Origin of the sequence: Micromonospora sp. NPDC049048 (assembly GCF_043197615.1) — a bacterium.
Lineage (GTDB): Bacteria > Actinomycetota > Actinomycetes > Mycobacteriales > Micromonosporaceae > Micromonospora.
Genome location: NZ_JBICTM010000004.1, coordinates 15,406 through 33,829, shown reverse-complemented (window position 1 = coordinate 33,829; position 18,424 = coordinate 15,406). Strand labels below are relative to the sequence as shown.

At 70.9% G+C, this 18,424-nt stretch carries 7 protein-coding genes; 1 reads left to right on the top strand and 6 read right to left on the bottom strand.

Annotated elements, in window-relative coordinates; genetic code table 11:
• Positions 1–14 precede the first annotated feature (14 nt).
• From ACGFIG_RS14870 to ACGFIG_RS14860, 3 genes are read right to left on the bottom strand one after another with little or no spacing between them, the layout of a single operon-like run.
• Complete coding sequence (locus ACGFIG_RS14870) at positions 15–14,012, bottom strand: hypothetical protein (protein ID WP_393002997.1); 13,998 nt, start codon at positions 14,010–14,012, stop codon at positions 15–17.
• A 10-nt stretch (positions 14,013–14,022) separates the two neighbouring features.
• Positions 14,023–14,337 carry a hypothetical protein gene (locus tag ACGFIG_RS14865; protein ID WP_393002995.1) on the bottom strand — a complete coding sequence of 105 codons (315 nt, stop codon included), beginning with the start codon at positions 14,335–14,337 and terminating at the stop codon, positions 14,023–14,025.
• On the bottom strand, positions 14,337–14,735 hold the full coding sequence (locus ACGFIG_RS14860; RefSeq protein WP_393002993.1) for a YbaB/EbfC family nucleoid-associated protein: 399 nt from the start codon (positions 14,733–14,735) through the stop codon (positions 14,337–14,339). Before ACGFIG_RS14860 ends, ACGFIG_RS14865 begins: the two co-directional genes overlap by 1 nt.
• Before the next feature lie 75 nt (positions 14,736–14,810).
• Between ACGFIG_RS14860 and ACGFIG_RS14855 the strand changes: the two genes are divergently transcribed.
• On the top strand, positions 14,811–15,950 hold the full coding sequence (locus tag ACGFIG_RS14855) for a S8 family serine peptidase (protein ID WP_393002991.1): 1,140 nt from the start codon (positions 14,811–14,813) through the stop codon (positions 15,948–15,950).
• A 203-nt stretch (positions 15,951–16,153) separates the two neighbouring features.
• Here ACGFIG_RS14855 and ACGFIG_RS14850 read toward each other — a convergent pair whose 3' ends face one another.
• The 3 genes from ACGFIG_RS14850 to eccB all read right to left on the bottom strand — a co-directional run bounded on the left by ACGFIG_RS14850 (position 16,154) and on the right by eccB (position 18,421).
• A complete protein-coding gene (locus tag ACGFIG_RS14850; protein WP_393002989.1) occupies positions 16,154–16,462 on the bottom strand; it encodes a WXG100 family type VII secretion target in 309 nt (102 codons plus the stop codon).
• A 1-nt stretch (position 16,463) separates the two neighbouring features.
• Positions 16,464–16,814 (bottom strand): WXG100 family type VII secretion target, encoded by a 351-nt coding sequence (locus ACGFIG_RS14845; RefSeq protein WP_393002987.1) that lies wholly within the window; start codon positions 16,812–16,814, stop codon positions 16,464–16,466.
• A gap of 221 nt (positions 16,815–17,035) precedes the next feature.
• On the bottom strand, positions 17,036–18,421 hold the full coding sequence (eccB, locus tag ACGFIG_RS14840; protein ID WP_393002985.1) for a type VII secretion protein EccB: 1,386 nt from the start codon (positions 18,419–18,421) through the stop codon (positions 17,036–17,038).
• Positions 18,422–18,424 lie beyond the last annotated feature (3 nt).

Sequence of the window (18,424 nt, the reverse complement as noted above, 5' to 3'; positions counted from 1 at the left end):
CGTCAATCCGATGTTCAACGGCGGAATCTCCACGCTGACCACCACCGCCGCTCGTTCCTCCCGGGCTGCGGCTCCGCGCTCCGGTTCCCGTCGACGAAGCCCGCCGCCAGCTTCAGGTCGAGGTGCAGCATCCGGTCCGCCTCGAGCCAGCGCCGTTCGTCGGGCCCGAGCTGCTCCAGGAACTCGGTCGCGAGCGCGGAACCCGTCGCCCTGGGCAGCTCCGGGCATACGAGCAGAGCGTGCAGTGTCGCCGCCTGGTGCATGAACACATTCCGCGGGCTCCTGTCCTGCAATGTGCTGATGGCCCGGGCGAATGCCAGCGCGGCCTGCCAGCTGAGCCGCTGCTCGGGCGAGAGCACCGCTTCCGGACCACGCGGTGACCCGCGACGTGCCTCGGTGCCGTCAGCGCGCGGTGGGGCTCCGTAGAGCGATCGCAGGCGGTCCTCGAGATCAGCCAGGGGACCCGCCACACTCCCCACCCATCTGTCGGCGGGAACGCCGTCCAAGCGGGCGGCTCCCACCGCGTCCGCGAGCGCCAGTGCCGAGCTGAGCCACTCCCAGTTCAGCTCCGGACCGTCCGGCATCGCGTCGACCGCGGTCAGCACCGCGGACATCGCCGAGACGCCCACCTCGGCATCGGGGACGTGGGCCTCGATCTCGGCAAAGGATGAGTCGTCGCCGTGCGTCGTGGTGATCGCGATCCGGTGTACGGGGTGAACCGCATCGAGAAAACCGGCACCGAGTTCCCGCCGTTCCACCGGCGTGAGTGGAAGCTCGCGCAGCAACCGTGCCACCACCCGGGCACGCTCCAGGACCAACCGATCCGGTGACCAGTTTTCGGCCCGGGCACGCGACGCGGTCTCGCAAGCGGCCGACCATGCCGTGCGCAGGCTCAGCGGCAACGAGTCGGGGTCGTCGTGCAACCGCCGGATCCGGGCGCCGATCCTGTCCAAGGCCAGCTGTGGATCCGTCGCCGTAGATTCTGCCCCCTGCGGCGGTGGCAGTACCGCCAGCTCGAAAGCCGCTTGCAGCCAGGCCCAGCTCATGCGGTCGAAGCCCGGCATCCTGGCCGCCCAGCCCCGGGCCAGGTGCGCCAGGAAGAGCTCCTGCGCGGAACTCACCGCCTCGTCCAGCAGCCCGGCCCGGATCAGGCGCAGCGCCGCCCCGACCACCATCGGTAGCTGCGCCACGTCGATGCCGGCGCCGAGTTCGATCCGGTACGCGCGGGGGCCGTCCTGGCGGACCTCCACGTGCCATCCTCGGCCCACGCCGGTGACGATGTCCACGGCCGCGGGATTGTCGAGCCCGGCGTCGGGTCTCAGCTGGCCGCGAAGGACGTCGGATCGAAAGCCGATTTCCGACACGTACGCGGTCTCTCCGTCTCTCGTACGCATCGCCGCGCTGTCGATGAGGAGATAGTCGGGCCCTTCCACCGCGTACAGCAGCGCCTGCCTGGCGATCCTCGTCACCTGTGCCGGGTCGCCGACCGCGAGAAAGTCAGGTTGCAGGGTGGAGCCGGCGATCGGCTCGAAGGTCAAGACCGGGCCGGCCTGCCAGATCGCGTGCTGACCGGGGCCGAACCCGTCCGAGCGGAGGGGTCGGGTGGCTGTCCAGTCGTCACTGTCCAGCACCCGCGCGCCGAGCCAGCCGTACCGGGTGTGCTGCGTCATGACGGCCTGCCAGTCCCACGGCGGCTCAGTGGACGGGTCGGACGGCGGCGGCCACGTGCCTTCCCCCCTCCGCCACCCCAGCCGGATCAGCCGCGCGAGCGGCACGTTCTCCGCAGCGGCTGCCAGTTCGGTTCGGAGCTCCCGCACCTCGTTTCGCAGCTCGCGTAGGTGTTCCTCGACGACCGGGTACCGGCCGGTACCCGGGTCCACACCCTCCGGATCGGCGATCGCCCGGTCCAGGCGGGCCTCCTCGGCGGCCAGCCGGGACAACACCACGCCGACCGATCCGTGGTCGAGGCGGAACCCGTCGGGGTTCGCGTCGATGCTGCTGGGATGGGCACGCACGGTGGTCACGCCCAGCTCCGCCAGCAGCGGTTCCGCAGCCCGGTCGAACACGTCGACGAAGTCACGTCCCAATCGGGGGTCTGTGTAGTCACGACGATAGAGCAGGCTGCCGTCCTCGCGCACCACCAGGGTCCGCTCCACGGGAGCCTCGATGTCGTTCACCTCGAGTCGCACCGTGACCGCGTTCCCGCTGACCCTCGCGAAGGAACTTCGGATCTCGAACCGGGGGTCTCCGGGGTCGAACAGCATTGCGGGCCACCCGGCCCACGCCGCCTCGCGTTGATCGGGTGGCAGGTCGGCCACGTACGCGGCGAGGATCGCCCATCTGGCTCGCCAGTCCCACGACACCCGCCGCACCACGTCGGCGAGCACCGGCGCGCGCCGCAGGAGTGTCATGACCAGTGCCATCCGCCCGCCCTGCGTCGGATGGATGCTGCCGACGGCGTCGCGTATCGCGTGCATCCGCCACTGCGAGCGCGGTGCGGACGGATCCAGCTCGACGGCGGCGTCCAGGAGCCGGAACGCTTCGGCCACGGTCGCGGGGGCGTGCGCCTGCCGCATGATCCACGCCCGTCGATCCGCCCGCTGGCCGGGGTCGGTGCCGAGTTCCCGGTCGAGCTCGGCGAATCCGAACACCGCCGACAGCCACGGCCACACCCGGTGCGCGTCGCCCGGCGCGTCGTCCGGCTGGTCGAGGACCCGCAGTGCGAGCAGCTCCATCTCGGCCACCCGCCCGTGCAGGTGGGCCTCGTCCGGGGGCACATCCAGCCCACGAGCCAGGATCTCGCGCATCTCGTGGACGAGCGCCTGCGCGATGTCCGCACGCCGGGTCCCGGTGCCGATCGTCACCTGCCACGTCGCCCGCCGGTCCTCAACGGCAAGACGACGCGACATGGCGGACGGCGTCTCCTCGTAGCCCAGCCGCGAGAGATCACCGACTCCCAGCCGCAACCGTATGGACACCCCCGCCACGTCGATGTCCAGGACATCGGGGCGGCCGGGATCCGAGGTGACCTGGGCGTCCGGGCCGAATCCCGATCTCGCCACCTCGCGGGACAGCCTGAGCGTTTCCGCCAGTTGCTCCGCGTCGTCCTCCGGCCGGGTCCCGGTCACGTAGTCGCCCCGGAACGGGCTTCCCGGCCGCGCCGACGCCGTGAGTTCCTCAGGGCTCGGCTCCCCATCCTCGGAATCCTCGGCCTGGGAACCTTCGGTCGGGGGTGCGTCCCCCCGGGGTGCCTCGCCCAGGCGTTCCGGGTCGGGCTGGCGAGGCCGGCCGAAGGCGTCCACGGGCAGTTCGGGCAGCAGTCGTCCGTCGGGCATCGCCCGGTAGCGGCGCACGGTGCCGTCGGGTGACTGCACGTCGATGACGACCACGGCGCCGTACTCGCGCGCGACCCGGGCCGCCCGGAGCTTCGGGTCGAGCACGCCCTGCGCGTCCGGCTCGACCGCGGCGAGGTGGATCTCCTCGACCCGCCGGCGCCCTCGGGTCAGTCGCAGGGCGAGCTCCTCGTGTACGACGGTGGGTAGCACGCCGCGTAGCAGCGCCTGCTCGACCAGGTCGTCCAACGACGGGGGAGGAAGCGCGCGTCGGAGCAGCCGACGCCACCGCCTGCCCGGCAGAACCCGGGCCGGCGGTGGGCCAGCCCATATCGAGGACTGCCCCGGCCCGTCGCCGTTGGTGATCCGGTCGAGGTCGCTGGCGGGAAGCTCGGCGAATGCGATCCCGGGCACGACCGAACCGAGCCGGTGCGGGACGGCGCCGTACCGGGGGCTCAGACGCGACAGTCCCGGGCGGGGGCGATCGACGATCCAGATCGTCACGTCGTGGTCAACCCGGAACCTGACCATCCTGCCGGCGTCGTTAAAGAGCATTCCCGTCTCATCGCGGTCTCCCAGCTTCTCGGTCGCGACCAGCGCCCTGCGTGTGCCGCGCCCGCCGCTGACGGAGCCGAGCACGAAGCCGACGCTTCCGGAAAGGGCCGTTCCCTCGCTGCTCTCGTTCGTCCGCTCGGCGATGTGCTGTGTCCGGTCGGCGCTGCCGAACCTGACCTCCCCCCGGTGGTGCGTGACCGTGACGTCCGAGATCCGGGCGTGGACCTCGATGATGATCTGCTGCCGTGGCCTGCCGGGCACCGCGATCGGCTGTAGTCGGTGTCCGGTCGGAGAGGTCATCCTCGGCAGGAGGACGAGATAGGAGGTGGGAGCCAGCGCGGCCTGCACGGCGTGTGCGATCTCGGCCACGCGACCGCCAACCAGCCCTCGAAGACGCCCCAGGATCGCCTCGGCCAGCGGCCCGGGATCGACCGCGCTGACCTTGGCCAAGCGTGGAAGAACGACCGCGCCGGGCTCGGCGACGACGTCGCCATCCGTCACCTCGCCGTCGAGCACGTCCTGAGGGACGAGCTGAACGACCGTCCCGGTCAGATTCAGCGGCGTCGCCCCGCGGAGGCCGGCCTCGGACTCGAGTGCGACGCGCACCGTGAGGCTCATCGACCGCTGCACCCGCGCGAACGGGGTGAAGCTGGCCAGGTGGAAGAGGCGGGTCAGCTGCTCGCTGGCGCCGCCGGCGACCGAGACGGATCTGGGGTTTTCGAGCGAGACCTTGGGCGAGAGCTTCAACGACGAATAGGGGAACGAGAAATTCGGGAACAGGGCCCGGCCGAGCGTCGAGGTGAGCGTTCTCGCGGCACTCGTCGTCCAGCTCTCCGCTCCCTCCTCGTAGTGGTAGTTCTGATTGATGATGGCAACATGATCGGCCTCGCCCAGCACCGTGCCCTCGCGGCCCAGCTCCATTCCCGTCATCTCGATCACCAACCGGTCGTGGCCGGTTCCGTTTCGTCGGGGAACGTCGATCGTGGTCCGCCACACCTGGGAGCCCCGCGCGTCGTCGATGCCCGTGAGCCATCGGCCGAAGGCGAACCTGTTGTAGAGGTCCTGCCACAGGCCTGGTGTCTGCTCGATCAGGCCCGGAGCCCTCTCCTCGACCATCTGCGTGATTCTCTTGAAGAGTTCCTCGACGGGCCGTCCCTGCTCATCGGCCAGGTCCACGTCGTAGATGCGGTTCTGTCCGATGCCGTGGTGAAGGTGCTCCGGCAGGCCCTGCGCCTGACGAACGGACGGAAGCAGCGATCTGGCTTCATCCCCTGAGCGCAGGGCGGCCAGCAGCGCGACAAGGCCCGGCTGTTCAGACAACTCCGACCGCACATCCACGAACTCCGTCCCCAGCTGAGTGGCCAGCGCGTCATCGATCTTCGGCAGAAGGCTCTCCCACGCCTTGGGGGCGTCCTCGGCGTAGCGGTGCAGCAGTCCCACCGCGGTCAACCGGTCGAGCTTGAGCTCACCGATGGTGTAACGCTTGATGGCGTCGGTCACCAAGTCGGTGGGCAGGTCGAGCCGGCGGGCAGCGTAACCGGCCACCTCCTCGCTCTCGGGCGTGACGTAGAGGACGGTGTGGTCAGTGCTCCTCTCCTCGGTCCTCCTGGGACCGCCGTCGGACCTTTCCGGCGCCGTTACCGTCACCGTGAAACTGGCCGACGCGGTGCGGAACACGTGCTGCCCCAGATGAAGGACGAGGCCTTCGTCGCCGACGATCTGCGCGGACGAGTGGGATGTCGCCTCCTGCGCGGAGACGGCGATGGACCGTTCGCTGCTGGAGGGGCCGAGGAGGCCTTCGTGGCCGAGAGGGTCGGAGGTGCCTGCCTGGCCGAGAGCGTCGGCGATTCCCGGCATGTCGAGTTGCGTGAGCATCGAGCCGGAGAGGGAACCTTGCACCGAGCGATCGACGCCGTGTGACTCGCCCACAGTGTGCATGCCGAAGAGGATGTCCGCTGACACGATGTCCCCGGCGCTGATGACCGTCGAGTCGGCGAGTGTGCCGTCAACACGAATGGTGGTTCTGACTGGCACGCCTCTCCCGTCGAGGGCCATCACCTCGATTCGGTGTCCCACGCCGGTGAAGAGGCCGGGACCGGCGGCGATGAGGCTCCGTACGTTCGTGCCCGCGGCAAGGGGAACGAACGCGGGTGAGCCCGGGTCGACGGTCAGGCCAGCCTCCGCGAGCGCGTGCTCGACGACGGCACGTATCCGCCCGTCCAGGTGGAGGACCATCGCATGACGCAGGTCGCGCGGTGTCGGCCGCTCCGACTCGCCCGGCTGCGACCAGAGCTTACGGTCCGCAAGGAGCGCAACCGGCACAAGGACGTTGGCGGTGGCGCCGTCCACCGTCCCGATGGTGTGGTAGCCGCCCCGCTCCCTGTTTTCGTCATCGTGGCCGTTCCTGCCCTCGTCCCACAACTCCGCCACGAGGGTGAGGGTGTCGCGGTAGACCATGCTGCCCTCTCCACCACCCTCGACCAGCGTCCCTCGGTTGACCCAGTTCGAGGTGCGGCCACTGCTCCGCGTCGACCCGGCCGCTGTCACCGACCCGCCGACGGTGCCGCTGCCCGCAGCGCCCTCCTCGCCGTACGTCGTGCCAGGTCCTCCACCGGCATTGACGCCTGCACTGGAACCCATGCCCGCCCCGGATCCGCCGGAGTGGATGTCCAGGTTGACCACCGTCTGGGCGTAGGCGTGCCCGACCTCTTCGACACGTCGTGGCTCCGCACGTAGCCGCAGCGTCCGCCGCTGCCCCTGGGCGTCGTGAAGGAAAACGTCGATGCCGTCCTGCAGCAACTGGTCGTAGCTCGCCTCGAGGCGCTCGGTGCTGATCTCCTCCAGCACACGGTCGCTGACCGCCTTGTCCAGGGCCGCCGAGTGAGGGCCCTCGCCGGGCAGGAGGCCCCGCTCGTGCAGGGCAGCCGCCACCTGTGCCCGCAACTCCTCGACGCCGGTGAGGTCCTGGACCAGACCTGGTCCGACACCGGGCGCCAGCACACGCCAGTGAGGATTTCGAGGGTCGCGGTGGGGCGGAGCTTCCGGGAGGACATCCCCCTTCAACACCAGGCCGTCACTGCCGAGCAGCGGTTGGCCATCATCGCCGGTCCGTACCGCCCGAGCGGACACCGGCAGACCGGCCCGGTACGCGTACCGCTCCGGCGCGACGACGAGGGCTCGACCGTCCACGGCCTCGACCGGCACGGAACCGGAGCGCCCGGGAAACCGAATCGACGCCCGGTGGACGACCCCCATGTCGTAGACCGCGTTGTCGCCGGCGAACCGCTGCACGCTGGGGTGGATCGCCGAGGCACCCGAGCTTGCGTTGCCCGAACGTGACCGGCTCCCGGCGATTCGGGCTGCGAACTTCCCGAGTTCGTTGATGAACCCGAGGAGCCTGTTCGGGGCTTCGCCCTCCTCCTGCGCGCCCAGGGCGAGCGAAAGGGAACGGTTACGGGACCAGCCGCGCTCGCTGGAGGCCTGGGAGAACGTGACTCGCAGCCATTCCAGGAAGATCTTGGCGCTACGAGAGCCCAACAAACGGGCGTCGGTGACGTCCACATCCGTGGTGACCTGCACGGTGACCAGGCCAGCATCGGCCGTGAGGTTGATCTGCCAGGTCACCGGACGGCCGTTGGCGGTTTGCCGTACGCGTGCCGGATAGACCTCCAGGAGTTGGGCGCGGAGTTGGGCGTGCAGCCGAGCCTCCGCCGCGCTGCCGGGCACGGTGAGATCGCTGAGCTGCGCGAGGAGCCGGTCGTACAGCTTGGTCAGGCCGGTCATGCCCACCAGCGCGTGTTCCGGCATCGGCCTTCGCTCCACCTCCGGAGGGAGCGTGATCGTGGCGCCGGGCTCCTCCAACAGCGGGTCGGGTAGCCACACCGGCGTCCGTACCTGGCGCGCGGGGGGCGGTAGCTCGATCGGTTGCCATGCTTGCGGGTTGTCGTCCGTCGGGTGCCGCCGGACGGATATCTCCAGCTCGGCAGCGAACTCCAGATAGGTGGAGGGGCCGCGGCTGTCAAGCACCGATCCGGGCATGGCGTACTCCGCCCCGGTCGCCGAGAACGATCCGCCCCGTGCCCATCCACGCGTCGCGTCGGCCTTGATCGGCGTACGACGCTCGAACCATCTCGTCAGGCCGGAGAGCGCGGTGGTCAGCGACAGAGGGTTCGACACGATGCCGAGAAATACCGCGGACAGCCGGTCCAGCGGCAGGGTCAGTGAGCTGTTGCGGGATTCGCTGAGCACCAGCTTCCAGATCTGGCTGCTGTGCGCGAAGTACGGGATCTGGCCGATGATCTGCTCGGCGGCGGTGACCGGCGGCGTTTCGGTTTCGATGGCGCTGCCCTCGGGCAGCCGCACCAGCACCTCGACGGTGTTGGCGCCCTCGCCGAACTGGAACACGGCGCCGTCGCCGACCATCCACCGCCACGAAGCCCGCAACATGCCGTCCAGATTCTCCGGGTCGACGAGGTGGGGATGATCGTCCCAGGGCCGCAGCCGCCATCGCTGGCGTAGGTGGCTGTTGATCGCCAAAGCGGCCGTGTCGATCCAGGGCAGTCGATCGTGCGGCACAGTGGCCGCCAGCAGGGCGGTGTCGGGTCGCAGTGCCGCCACGGCCTCCTCGAACTGACCGAGCAGGACAAGCGCCCGTGCCGCGGCGGCCACAGCATCCGACGTGGAGGTGCCGTTCGGATCCGCGCGCCGGGCGCCCGCGAGCGCTGCCAACTCCTCTTCCAGAGCCTCTGCGTGCTCCGCGGCGGCGGTGAACCTCGCCGAAAGACGGCTGTTGCGTGGCTGGACCTCGCCCTCCTGGTACTCCCTCTCTCGCCTCTTCTCGGCGGCGCGGGCTTCAGCCAGACGGTCACCGAGGTCCGTGGCCGAGTCCCCTGTGGTATCCGCGGTTGCGGTGGTGGCGTCGGAATCCGCCGCCTTCCTGGCCGCATCGGCCTTGTTGGCCCGGTCTGTCGCTCGATCCCTGAACATCTTGTTCGCCTCGGCGAACTCAGCCCGGGCGAAGCTCCACGTGCTGGCGGCCACCGATTCAGGGTCGAGCTGTCCCTGAGCCAATCGGGTCAGCGTCGCGCGTAGGCCGTCGACGGCCCTTGGACCCAGCAGCCGACGGGGATCCGGCGTCGCGTCCTTGACCGGGTCGACAGCATCGAGCTTCCGTGTCGCGGCATTGAGCAGTCCGACCGTCGTGGCCGTCAGGTGTCGCGAGGGCACGTACCGGATCTCCGGGCGGTCGGTGAGGATCTCGACCGCCACGTCGACCGCGGCCTTGCCGACAGCCGACCCGGGCCCCTCCGACTTCCACAGCTCGGCCAGACCGGTGAGCGCGTTGACCGCCGGCGTGCGGGTCTCGCCCAGCACGAGGAGCCGGAGCCGTCCAGGACGGGAGCCTGCCAGGTAGCGTGCGACCACCGCAGTGACCACCGCCCGTGCCCGAGGCACGGGATCGACGTCTGCTTCCGTCCCTGCCCTGAGCCAGGCCGCGACGGAACCCACCAGCCACGTGAACATGTCCGGTGTGGCGGAGCTCGGCTCCGATCCGAGGGCATCGTTCACGAACGACTGAGCGAGCCGTTCCGGGAGTTGGACGGCCAGATCGGCCGGCAGGGCGGGGTCGCCACGCAGGGCGGTCAGGCGGTCGGTGCCCATGCTGCTGAACTCGCGGCGTAGTTCGTCGGCCGTGGCCTGCCGCCCACGTTCCACAGCGGCCCAGTACCGTCCGGCCTGCGCGAGGCGCTCGGTGACCGAATCGTGCAACCGGCTCGCTTCGATGCGGTATGTGAGGCCGCGCAGCCCGGCTCGCCGCGCCTGCCGCTCGATGGCGGTGCGTTGCTCTGCTGTCGTGGCGACAGCTCGTTGCCGCAACGTACGCCGTTCCTCCCGCCGGGTGGCAGCGAGGCGCTCGGCCCGACGGACCCTTGGTTGCCGGTAGTAGCTACGGTGAGCGGTGGCGACAGCGCGGCTGGCTTCGGTGAGGTGCCGCACCATCTGTCCGTGCTCTTCGATCCACCGATTCAGCCGGCCCTGGTCGCCGACGCCCTCGCCACGGTGCTGATCACGCCGTTGGACGAGGAGATTCCGCGCGTTGAGGTGCTGCTGGAGAAGCTCGTCGAGTTCGGTGACCATCGCCCCAAGTGCCTGCTCCTCCCGCACCTGTTGGGACCTCGGGTCCTCCGATCTGTCGTGTCGCAGCAGCCGCCGGTAGTTGGCATACTCCTCGACGAGCTGCGTGGGTGAGACCGACCGTTGCGGGGATCGGGCATCGTCGCCGGCCACCTCACCCGACCGCACCGTGTCGGCCAGTTCGATCGCCTTGTCGGACAACACGGCCTGGTCGGCGACCCGCGGCAGCAGGGAGACGAACCGGTGCCGGGCCTGGTCCCGCGTGCGCGTCGACATCGTCGGGTCGGTCGCCAGGCTGGCCAGCACGTGCATCTGGGTCCGCAACGCCGCCTGCCGCGCCCGGCCGCCGGCGCCCGGCCGCAGCCGCATGATCCTGGGCCGGCTGAAGCCGGTGACGAGGTCGGCCAGCTTCGCGGCCAGCAGGACACGCAGCTGACCCTCGTCGAGGGCGTCGAGAGAGGCGCTGATTCCCGCGCCCAGCCTGGCCACCTGGATCGTCCTGGATGTTCCGTTCACCTCCACCCGGACCTCGCCGGTGTCCGCCAGGTCCGCCAGTGCGACCGGGCCGACCTGAACGTCGCCGGACGCGGCCGACATAGCGATCACGACATCACGGACAGCGAACAGCAGATCCACTGGTGCTGCGGTGCGATGGCCGGCGGGAAGATCGGCCGCGTAGGCGTTGAGGATCGCCAGCCGGGCCGGCCGATCCCAGGACAAGCGCCCCAACAGACGAGCGAGAACCTCGTCCTGACGGGCGGCCGTCGTCATCACCGACTCGTGCCCGGCGGGTTCCTCGGGGAGGGTGTCGACGGCATCGCGTACCGCAGCCGTCCGCCAATCCGGTGGCGGCGCAGATGGGTCCCCAACAGCGGCGTCCATGAGCCGGAAGGCTTCGGCCACGGTGTCGGGGGTTTGCGCGTGCTGCAGGACCCAAGTCCGACGTTCCGCCCGTTGGTCAGGGGTGGTGCCGAGTTCCCGGTCGAGGGCGGCGAACTCCATCACCGCCGACAGCCACGGCCACACCTGCTCCGCGGCCTCTGACGAGTCGACTGGTTGCGCGCGGACCTGGGCCGCGAGCACCTCGAACTCGACCACCCGTCCGTGTAGGTGGGCCTCGTCCGGCGGAGCGTCCGACTCACGGGCAAGGATTTCGCGTATCTCGTGGGCCAGCGCCCGCTCGACGTCCGCCGCGCGGGTGCCCGTGCTGACCGTCACGCTCCAGGCGGCTCGATCGTCCTCGCGGGGAAGGGCACGCGACACCGCTGTCGGCGGCACACCGTCGCCCTGCCGTGGAAAATCGCCGACGCCCAGTTGTAGCCGCAGGGCGATCCCGGTGACGTCGACGTCCACCGTGTCGGGGCGGCCGGGAACCGGGGTGACCACCGCCTCTGGACCGAACCCCCACTGCGCCGCGTTGCCGACCAGGGCGAGCGTCAGACCCTGGCGGCTGGCATCGCTGTCCGGTTCGGTCCGCCAGTCGCCCCGGTACGCGCTCCCCGACACCGCGGACGAAGTGATTTGATCGGCGGAGCCCGCCAGCAGCGTGAGATCGAGGTAAAGCTCCCTGTCCGCCGCGAGCCAGCGCAGCTCGTCAGGGCTGAGCTTGTTCAGGAAGCCCTCGGCGAGCGTGGTGCTCATCGTCCTCGGCACACCAGGATGCGTGAGCAGTGCCCGCAGTCCCGAGGCCTGCGCCAGGATCTCGTCCGGCGAGCTGTCGTGGCCGGCATCGAGCGGGCCCTGCTCGTCTGTCGTCTGCTGCCCAGTGGTCGTGAGCGGGTCTGACCCGACACCGTGTCGTTGCGGAGTCGGCACCCGATCCGGCCGCACTGGTCGAGTCTGTTGCGGTCGGCTGCCATCGCGGGGCAGTTGCTGGCGGGCGTCGTCCTGCACGGCGGGGCCGGGCGGATCGCCGAGTTCCGGCCGCGCCCGCGTCGAGTCGGCCCTGACGCCGGCCGCGCTCACTGCCGGGAGTACGTCCGGTGTCGGAGTGGCAACCGGGCCCGCGCTTGAGCGCGGGGTGCTGTCCGACTGCGGCTGATCGTGTGGGGCTGTGGGGTCCGGGGCGGACTCCGGCGATGGGGCCGCGGCCTCTTGCGGGTCGGCCGTCGGCCTGGTCGCGGGCTCGGAGCCGGGCCGGTCACGCCTTCTGCCTGCTTCCGGGGCCCACCGGCCGGCGGCCGGGGTGGCAGCGCCGGGAGTGGATCGGTCGGCGTTGGCTGATGAGGCGGCGGCCTGCGGAGTGCCGGAGGTAGCCGACGGGGCGGAGGGCGTGGTCGTGGGGCCAGCTGCGCCGGTCACCGGTGACGCGCTGGCGGCGGCCGGATCGGTGCCTGCGGCCGCTGTCCCGGCGGTCGGGACGGTTCCGCTGGCCGGTGCTGTTGGGTCGCCAGCCAAGGGGGCGCCGTCAGCGCCGGTCGCCGGGGAGGTGTCGGGTGTTGCGGGTGTGGTGGGGGAGCCGGCCGGGGGGGTGGTGTCGGGACCGGCCGGCCCGTCGGCGGCTGGGGCGGTGTCGCCGGGTGTGGTGGGGGTGTCGATGTCCGCGTCGAGGCCGGCGTGGGTCAGGGCGATTCCGGCGGCGCGTGCGGCTTCGACGTGGGCGCCCATGGCGTGGTGGGCGGCGGTGACGGCTGCGGGGACTGTGGGCGCAGTTTCGATCGAGGCGGTGGCGCGGGCGGCGTTCTGGGCGGCCTCGCTGGCGTTCTGGGCGGCGCGGGCGGCGCTGTCGGCGCTGCGTTGCGTCAGGTCCCGGGAGTTCTCGGCGGTCTGTGCGCGTTCGTTGGCGTCACGGATCTGCGTGGCCGTCGCGGTGCCGCTGGCGGCGACGTTTCGGGCGTGGTCGCGGGCGGCGGTGGCGGCGGTGGCGGCCTCCGCGGCCTGCCGCGCGGCGACGTCGGCGGCGTGTTGGGCGCGCTCGGCGCTCCGTTCCGCTCCGCGTTGGGCTTCCCGGGCCGCTTCGGTGGCGGACGCGCGGGTGTCGACCTGCCGCTGGTTCTCGAGGCCGAACCGGGATCGGAGGCGGTCCTCGACGCGGTTGGTGAGTTGGGCGCCCTCGCTGATGCGGTCCCGGACCATCCCGGCGGCGACCCGCGAGCCGAGGTTGTCGAGATTGAGTCCCCAGTTGTCGTAGACGACGCCGTTGGCGACGGTCTCGGCACCGACCTCGGTGACCGTTTCGTCGATCGCCCGGGTGCCGAGGTTGCCGGCCGTGCGGGTCACCCACGAGTCGAGTCGTCTGGAGAGGTTGTTTCCAAGCGGCGACAGGCCTGACAGGACGGCGCCGGTCGCGCCACCGAGGGCCGCTGCCGCGGTCTTCTTGGTGTCCCACTCCGTACGCGTGCCCATGCCGAGTTGCGTCAACTGCGCGCCGAGGTCCACGCCGGTCTCGGCGAAGACCTCGTTGAGGATCTCGCGGGGCAGATGTGTGAGCCACACCCGCATGTCGGTCAGCAGGCTGGACCTGACCCCGCGCTGGGCGAAGGACTGCCCGGCGCGTTGCACGAACAGTCTGAAGCTCTGCGAGATCACGGCCCGGGTCGCCGCGATCCGCGCACCGGAGGCGATCAGCGCCAGTCCGAACGTCAGCCACGCGGCCACCGCGAAGACGAAGATCTCCAGGATGAGTACCGCGGTCTGGATCAGGGTGGAGAGCTTCTCGTGCTCGATGTCGAGCGCCGCCTGGTCGATCGAGGCGATGATGCCCGGTAGTACTTTCAGGATCTCGTTCGGCGTGTCGATCCCGATTTCCTGCCACAGTTCGGCGAAGGCGGCACCGGAGGTGCCACCCCACGTTTCCTGAAGATCCGCCGCGGCCCTGCCGGCGGCGCTGAATCCGACCTCCAGTTGGGAGAGCAGGGCCTGCCAGTCGGCGGCGAGTTGACGGATCTGGTCCTCGTTGCCCTGGGGCCACCCGGCGCCGCCGGAGCCCACCCAGATGACGGCATCCCGGATCTGGTTCCAGGGCTCGCCGAAGTCCCAGAGTTCGATCATCGCCCGTTGGTCAGGAACCGGGGCGGCGCAGGTCGTCCGCTTCGACGATCGCGATCAACGCGCTTTTCACCGAGCTGGAAAGCGTGACGAGACCGCTGGTCAGGGTCTCGATCGCCGGCCGGATCTGCTCGCCGGCCTTCGCGTAGTTCTGTCGGTACTCACGTCCGCCCGCGTCGTCGCCCCACAACGGTGACATCTGTTCGGTACGCGCGACGAGCGCCGCGGCACTGACGGCGGCGTCGTTCAGGTCGTGCAGCGCGGCGGTGAGCCGGTGCGCCGCCGCCATCGCGGCCGTGGTGTCCCTGACGTCGGTCTGACTGACCATCATCGCTCCCGGATCAGATCGGCGAAGCCGGTGACGAGGCTGTCGGCGTCGCGGCTCAGGTGGGCATCCACCAACTCCTCCGGCACGTGCTGCCGGAGGATCTCCCTGACCCGCTCCTGCACCCCCTGCGCGGCGACCTCGATCGTCTCCTCGATGGTGCGGGCGAGGTGCTCGGCGTCGGGCTGGTGGTAGATGCCAGGGTCGATCATCAGCCGACGCAGCCGACCGTCCGCGCCCACGACGGCTGTCACCAGGCGATCAGCCGAGACGGCGGTCGCCTCCAGCAGGCCGAACTCCTCGCTGATCCGGCGGAAGGAGCCGGTCGCGCGCTCCACCTGCGCACGCAGCCGGTCGGCGGTGTCGCGGAGTGCTTCGACCTCGTCGCGGGTGGCTGACATGGGCCCACGGTACGTCAATCCACATCGCTGGGATAGACACCACTATGGACGATGTGCGGTGGCTACGATGCGCACGTGCGACGCACCCTGATCTGCGCCGTCGCGGCGCTCGCCACGCTGTGGCCGATGGCGGTTCCGACCCCCGCGACGGCAGCCGCCGCATGCTCCCGTGGCCGGGCGGAGGGCACCAGACCCACCACCCAGACCCCGTGGGAGCGGCAGTGGCTCGACCTCGACCACGCGTGGACGATGGCCGGCGCACCGACCACCGTCAGGGTCGCCGTCATCGACACCGGGGTCGACGTACGGCATCCGCAGCTGGCGCGCGCGGTGCTGCCCGGAACCGACCTCGTCGACGGCGGTGACGGCCGGGTCGACTGCACCGGTCACGGCACCGCGTTGGCCTCGCTCGTCGGCGCCAGGACGGAGGCGAAGGTTCCCTTCGCGGGGGTCGCCCCGCAGGCCCGGATCCTGCCCGTACGGGTGGCCGAGCGCATCGACGACGACATGGACCCGCGGTTGGTCGCCGATGGCCTGGACTGGGCGGTGGCCCGGGGCGCACGGATCGCGGTCATGGCGTACACGCTGCCGACCGACAGCCCTGCCGTGCGGGCCGCGGTGGCGCGGGCGGTGGCCCGCGACGTACTGGTCATCGCCTCGGCGGGCACCGTCGCGGGAGGAGCGGAGACCCGGGGCGCTCCCGTCCCGGCAACCTACCCGGGGGTGCTCGGCGTGAGCGCGGTCGACGGCACCGGAACGGTCCAGCCGGAGACGTATCCCGGCCCGCACGTGGACCTCGCAGCTCCCGGCGTGGGCATCACGGCGGCGGCGCCCGCGCGCGGCCACACCAACTACTCAGGCCCCGACATGGCCGCCGCCGTCACGGCGGGCGTGGCCGCGCTGGTCTGGGCCGACGATCCGCAGGCCGCTGCCGGAGCGGTGACCCGCCGCCTGGCCGCGACGGCTGATCCGTCACCGGGCGGCGCGGGCAGCCCCTCCTACGGGGCGGGCATAGTCAACCCGGTACGCGCCCTCAGCGAGCCGGTCGCGACCGGCGAGCCGCGGTTGCCGAACGCGTTCCTGCCGGTACCTGCGGCCGCGGGCGGGGCTGGGCCGGCGCGCGGTGCCGTGATCGGTGCCATCTGCGTCGTCGCGGCGCTGGGGGTGACCGGTCTCGGCGCGCTACGACGGGCCCGCCGACGTTCCCGCCAGTAGGAGCGAGCCGCCTGGCCCGGATCGGCGAGGCCTGACCGTCGGCGGTCGGCGCGTCGGACACCCCCGGCAGGTCGTGTCCGCGAGCTGCTGCCCGCACCTGGCCGTAAACGCACCCGGCCGTAACGCACCCGCCCGGAAACGCATTTGCGCCGGCCAGGGCCGACGCAAACGGTTTGGTGCTCGCGGAGGGGCAGGCTCTGCGGCTATGCCCGGATCGAAGCGTTCTGGAAGTTCTTCGAGACGCCGTCTTCGGTTTCCCGCATGTTGGCGTTGGCCCGCTGAACCCTGATCGCGATCTCCTGGGCGATCTCGCTCATCTTCACCTCGGCGCCGTCCCAGATGGTCTTGGTCTCCTGGTAGGCGGCGAGACCGGTACCGTCCCAGTCGGCGAGACTGCCGTCGAGCCTTCTCCGCAACCCGTCGAGCTCGTTGCGCACCTGACCGATAGCGTTGATCATCGCTCGGGCGCAGTCGTCGATCGTGTCGAACTCGTACCGGACGATCCCCGCCATGTCAGACCTGCCTCGTCGTCGTCAGAGCGGCGCCGACCTTGCCGGCGCCGAGATCCACCGCTGCCACGTGTTGGGCGGCGCTGTCCTCCGCCTCCTGGTAGGTGCCGCTGGAGCCCTGAACCCGCTTACCGAGGTCCTCCAGCGACTCGTAGAGCTTCATCAGCTGCGCCTCGTACTGCGGGTAGAGCTGGCCGAACACCTGCTGCGCGGAGCCCTTCCACCCGGACCCGTCCAGGATGGGGGCCAGGGAGTTCTTGAGCTGCGCCTGAATAGCGACCAAGTTGGCCGTGGTCGACCCGATATCACGCGCCGCCTCATCGAGGCCGGCGGTCTCGTGCTGAGATGGGGCCATCCCAATCCTCCGTCTGATAGGCCTGAGGCGACCACAGCGGTGGCGGATGCCACACGCGCGAACTCTGGTGCCATCACGGCCGGATCCCATTATCGCGGTGGAGAAACTGTGCTGCCGTCGCCCGAGCGTCTTACCACAGAGGACAATAGCGGGCCGATCGGCATTCCGACAGTATCCATTCACGACCACGAAACGTGGCCCTGCCGAAAGGCCACGGCTGATCAGCGGGGCCGCAGCGGCGTGGCCAACCGGGCCCGGGCGGGGTCGAGCGCCACGCCCTCCTGCACCCGGGCGAGCAGGGCCCCCGGCAGCGGCACCGGTGTGCCGGAAAAGCCCAGCATGGCCGGCACGTCCCCGCTGGCGCACGCGTGCCGCACGCCGAGATCGGTGACGAGCACCAGCGGCCCGCCAGACGCACCGGGACTCGCCATGCTGCGGGCGAGCACCGCGTGGCCCGGTGCCACGAGCACGGCGTCAGCGAGCGGAGCGCCGTCACCGGCGGCACGTCGAGCGACGGCACCGGCCGCCTTCGTCGGCAGCTCGCCGTCGACGGTGACGGTGATCGCGTCGCCGAGCATCCCGGCGCACAGCAGGCCCGCCCGCGGTCGGACGAAGGCGGGAACCTGCTCCGGCGGGGCGAAGCCGGGCAGCGTCATCCGCGACACGATGGGCGCACCGGCGAGTTCGGCGGGCGTCACCGTCACCGACTGCGCACCGGCGGCGCCCCGCACCAGGGCCTGCTGCAACGCGGTCAGCTCCTGCAGGCCCTCGCGGCGTACGAGGTAGATCCGCTCCGCGCTTTCCGCGCCGGACAGGCGGACCAGCTGACCGACCCTGGCGTGCGGGAACCTGGCCAGTCGGGAGCCCCGCCCGGGAACGTCGACGGGACCGAGCCGCGCTCCCAGCGGAATCGGCGCGAGCCACGCGTCGTTGACCGGCACCCCGTCCTGCGCCGAGAAGCCCAGGGCCGGCAGGACGTACCCGGGCTCGGTTATCGGGAACCGGTGGCCCGACCACAGCAGGTAACGGGTGCCGTCGGGGCCGGCGAGCAGCACCGCCTGCTCACCGACCGGTGTGGCGGCGACGGGCTGCGCTCCGGCCAGGATGACGGTGGCCGGGCCGCTCTGGCCGGCGGCGTCCGTACGCGGCATGGAACACAGGCTCCACGCCCCGGTCAGGTACTTCTTGACCGGTACGAGCTCGTCCGGCGCGCCGGGGAGGCCGAGTAGCGCCCCCCTGGACCAGGTCAGCGACGCGCCGGCGACCCGGGCCGACCTGTTGCCACCCATGATCAGTGCGGCGGAGCTGAAGTTCGCCACCGGATAGAGCGTCTTCGAGGTCGCATCGCACACGTACGTCGCGCCGGTGTCGCGTTCGACGATGACGGTGTCGCAACGCTGCCAGGTGGTCTTGCCACCCGGGAAGATGAGGCCGACCACCGCCGTGCCGGCCAACGCGATGACCAGGATCATGATGCCGGCGAAGGCGGTCGCCCCGCCGTGCCGCCCGGCCCAGTCCAGCGGATCCGGTTTGTGGGCGAGCAAAGCCCGCACCTGCCGCAGCATCAGGTACTGCTGCGACTGGATGAGATCTCGACGGCTGAGCATCCC

Excerpts from the sequence above, each read along its gene's own strand:
- eccB (WP_393002985.1), bottom strand. The coding sequence starts at position 18,421 with ATGCTCAGCCGTCGAGATCTCATCCAGTCGCAGCAGTACCTGATGCTG.
- ACGFIG_RS14870 (WP_393002997.1), bottom strand. The coding sequence starts at position 14,012 with ATGATCGAACTCTGGGACTTCGGCGAGCCCTGGAACCAGATCCGGGAT.
- ACGFIG_RS14865 (WP_393002995.1), bottom strand. The coding sequence starts at position 14,337 with ATGGTCAGTCAGACCGACGTCAGGGACACCACGGCCGCGATGGCGGCG.
- ACGFIG_RS14850 (WP_393002989.1), bottom strand. The coding sequence starts at position 16,462 with ATGGCGGGGATCGTCCGGTACGAGTTCGACACGATCGACGACTGCGCC.
- ACGFIG_RS14845 (WP_393002987.1), bottom strand. The coding sequence starts at position 16,814 with ATGGCCCCATCTCAGCACGAGACCGCCGGCCTCGATGAGGCGGCGCGT.
- ACGFIG_RS14860 (WP_393002993.1), bottom strand. The coding sequence starts at position 14,735 with ATGTCAGCCACCCGCGACGAGGTCGAAGCACTCCGCGACACCGCCGAC.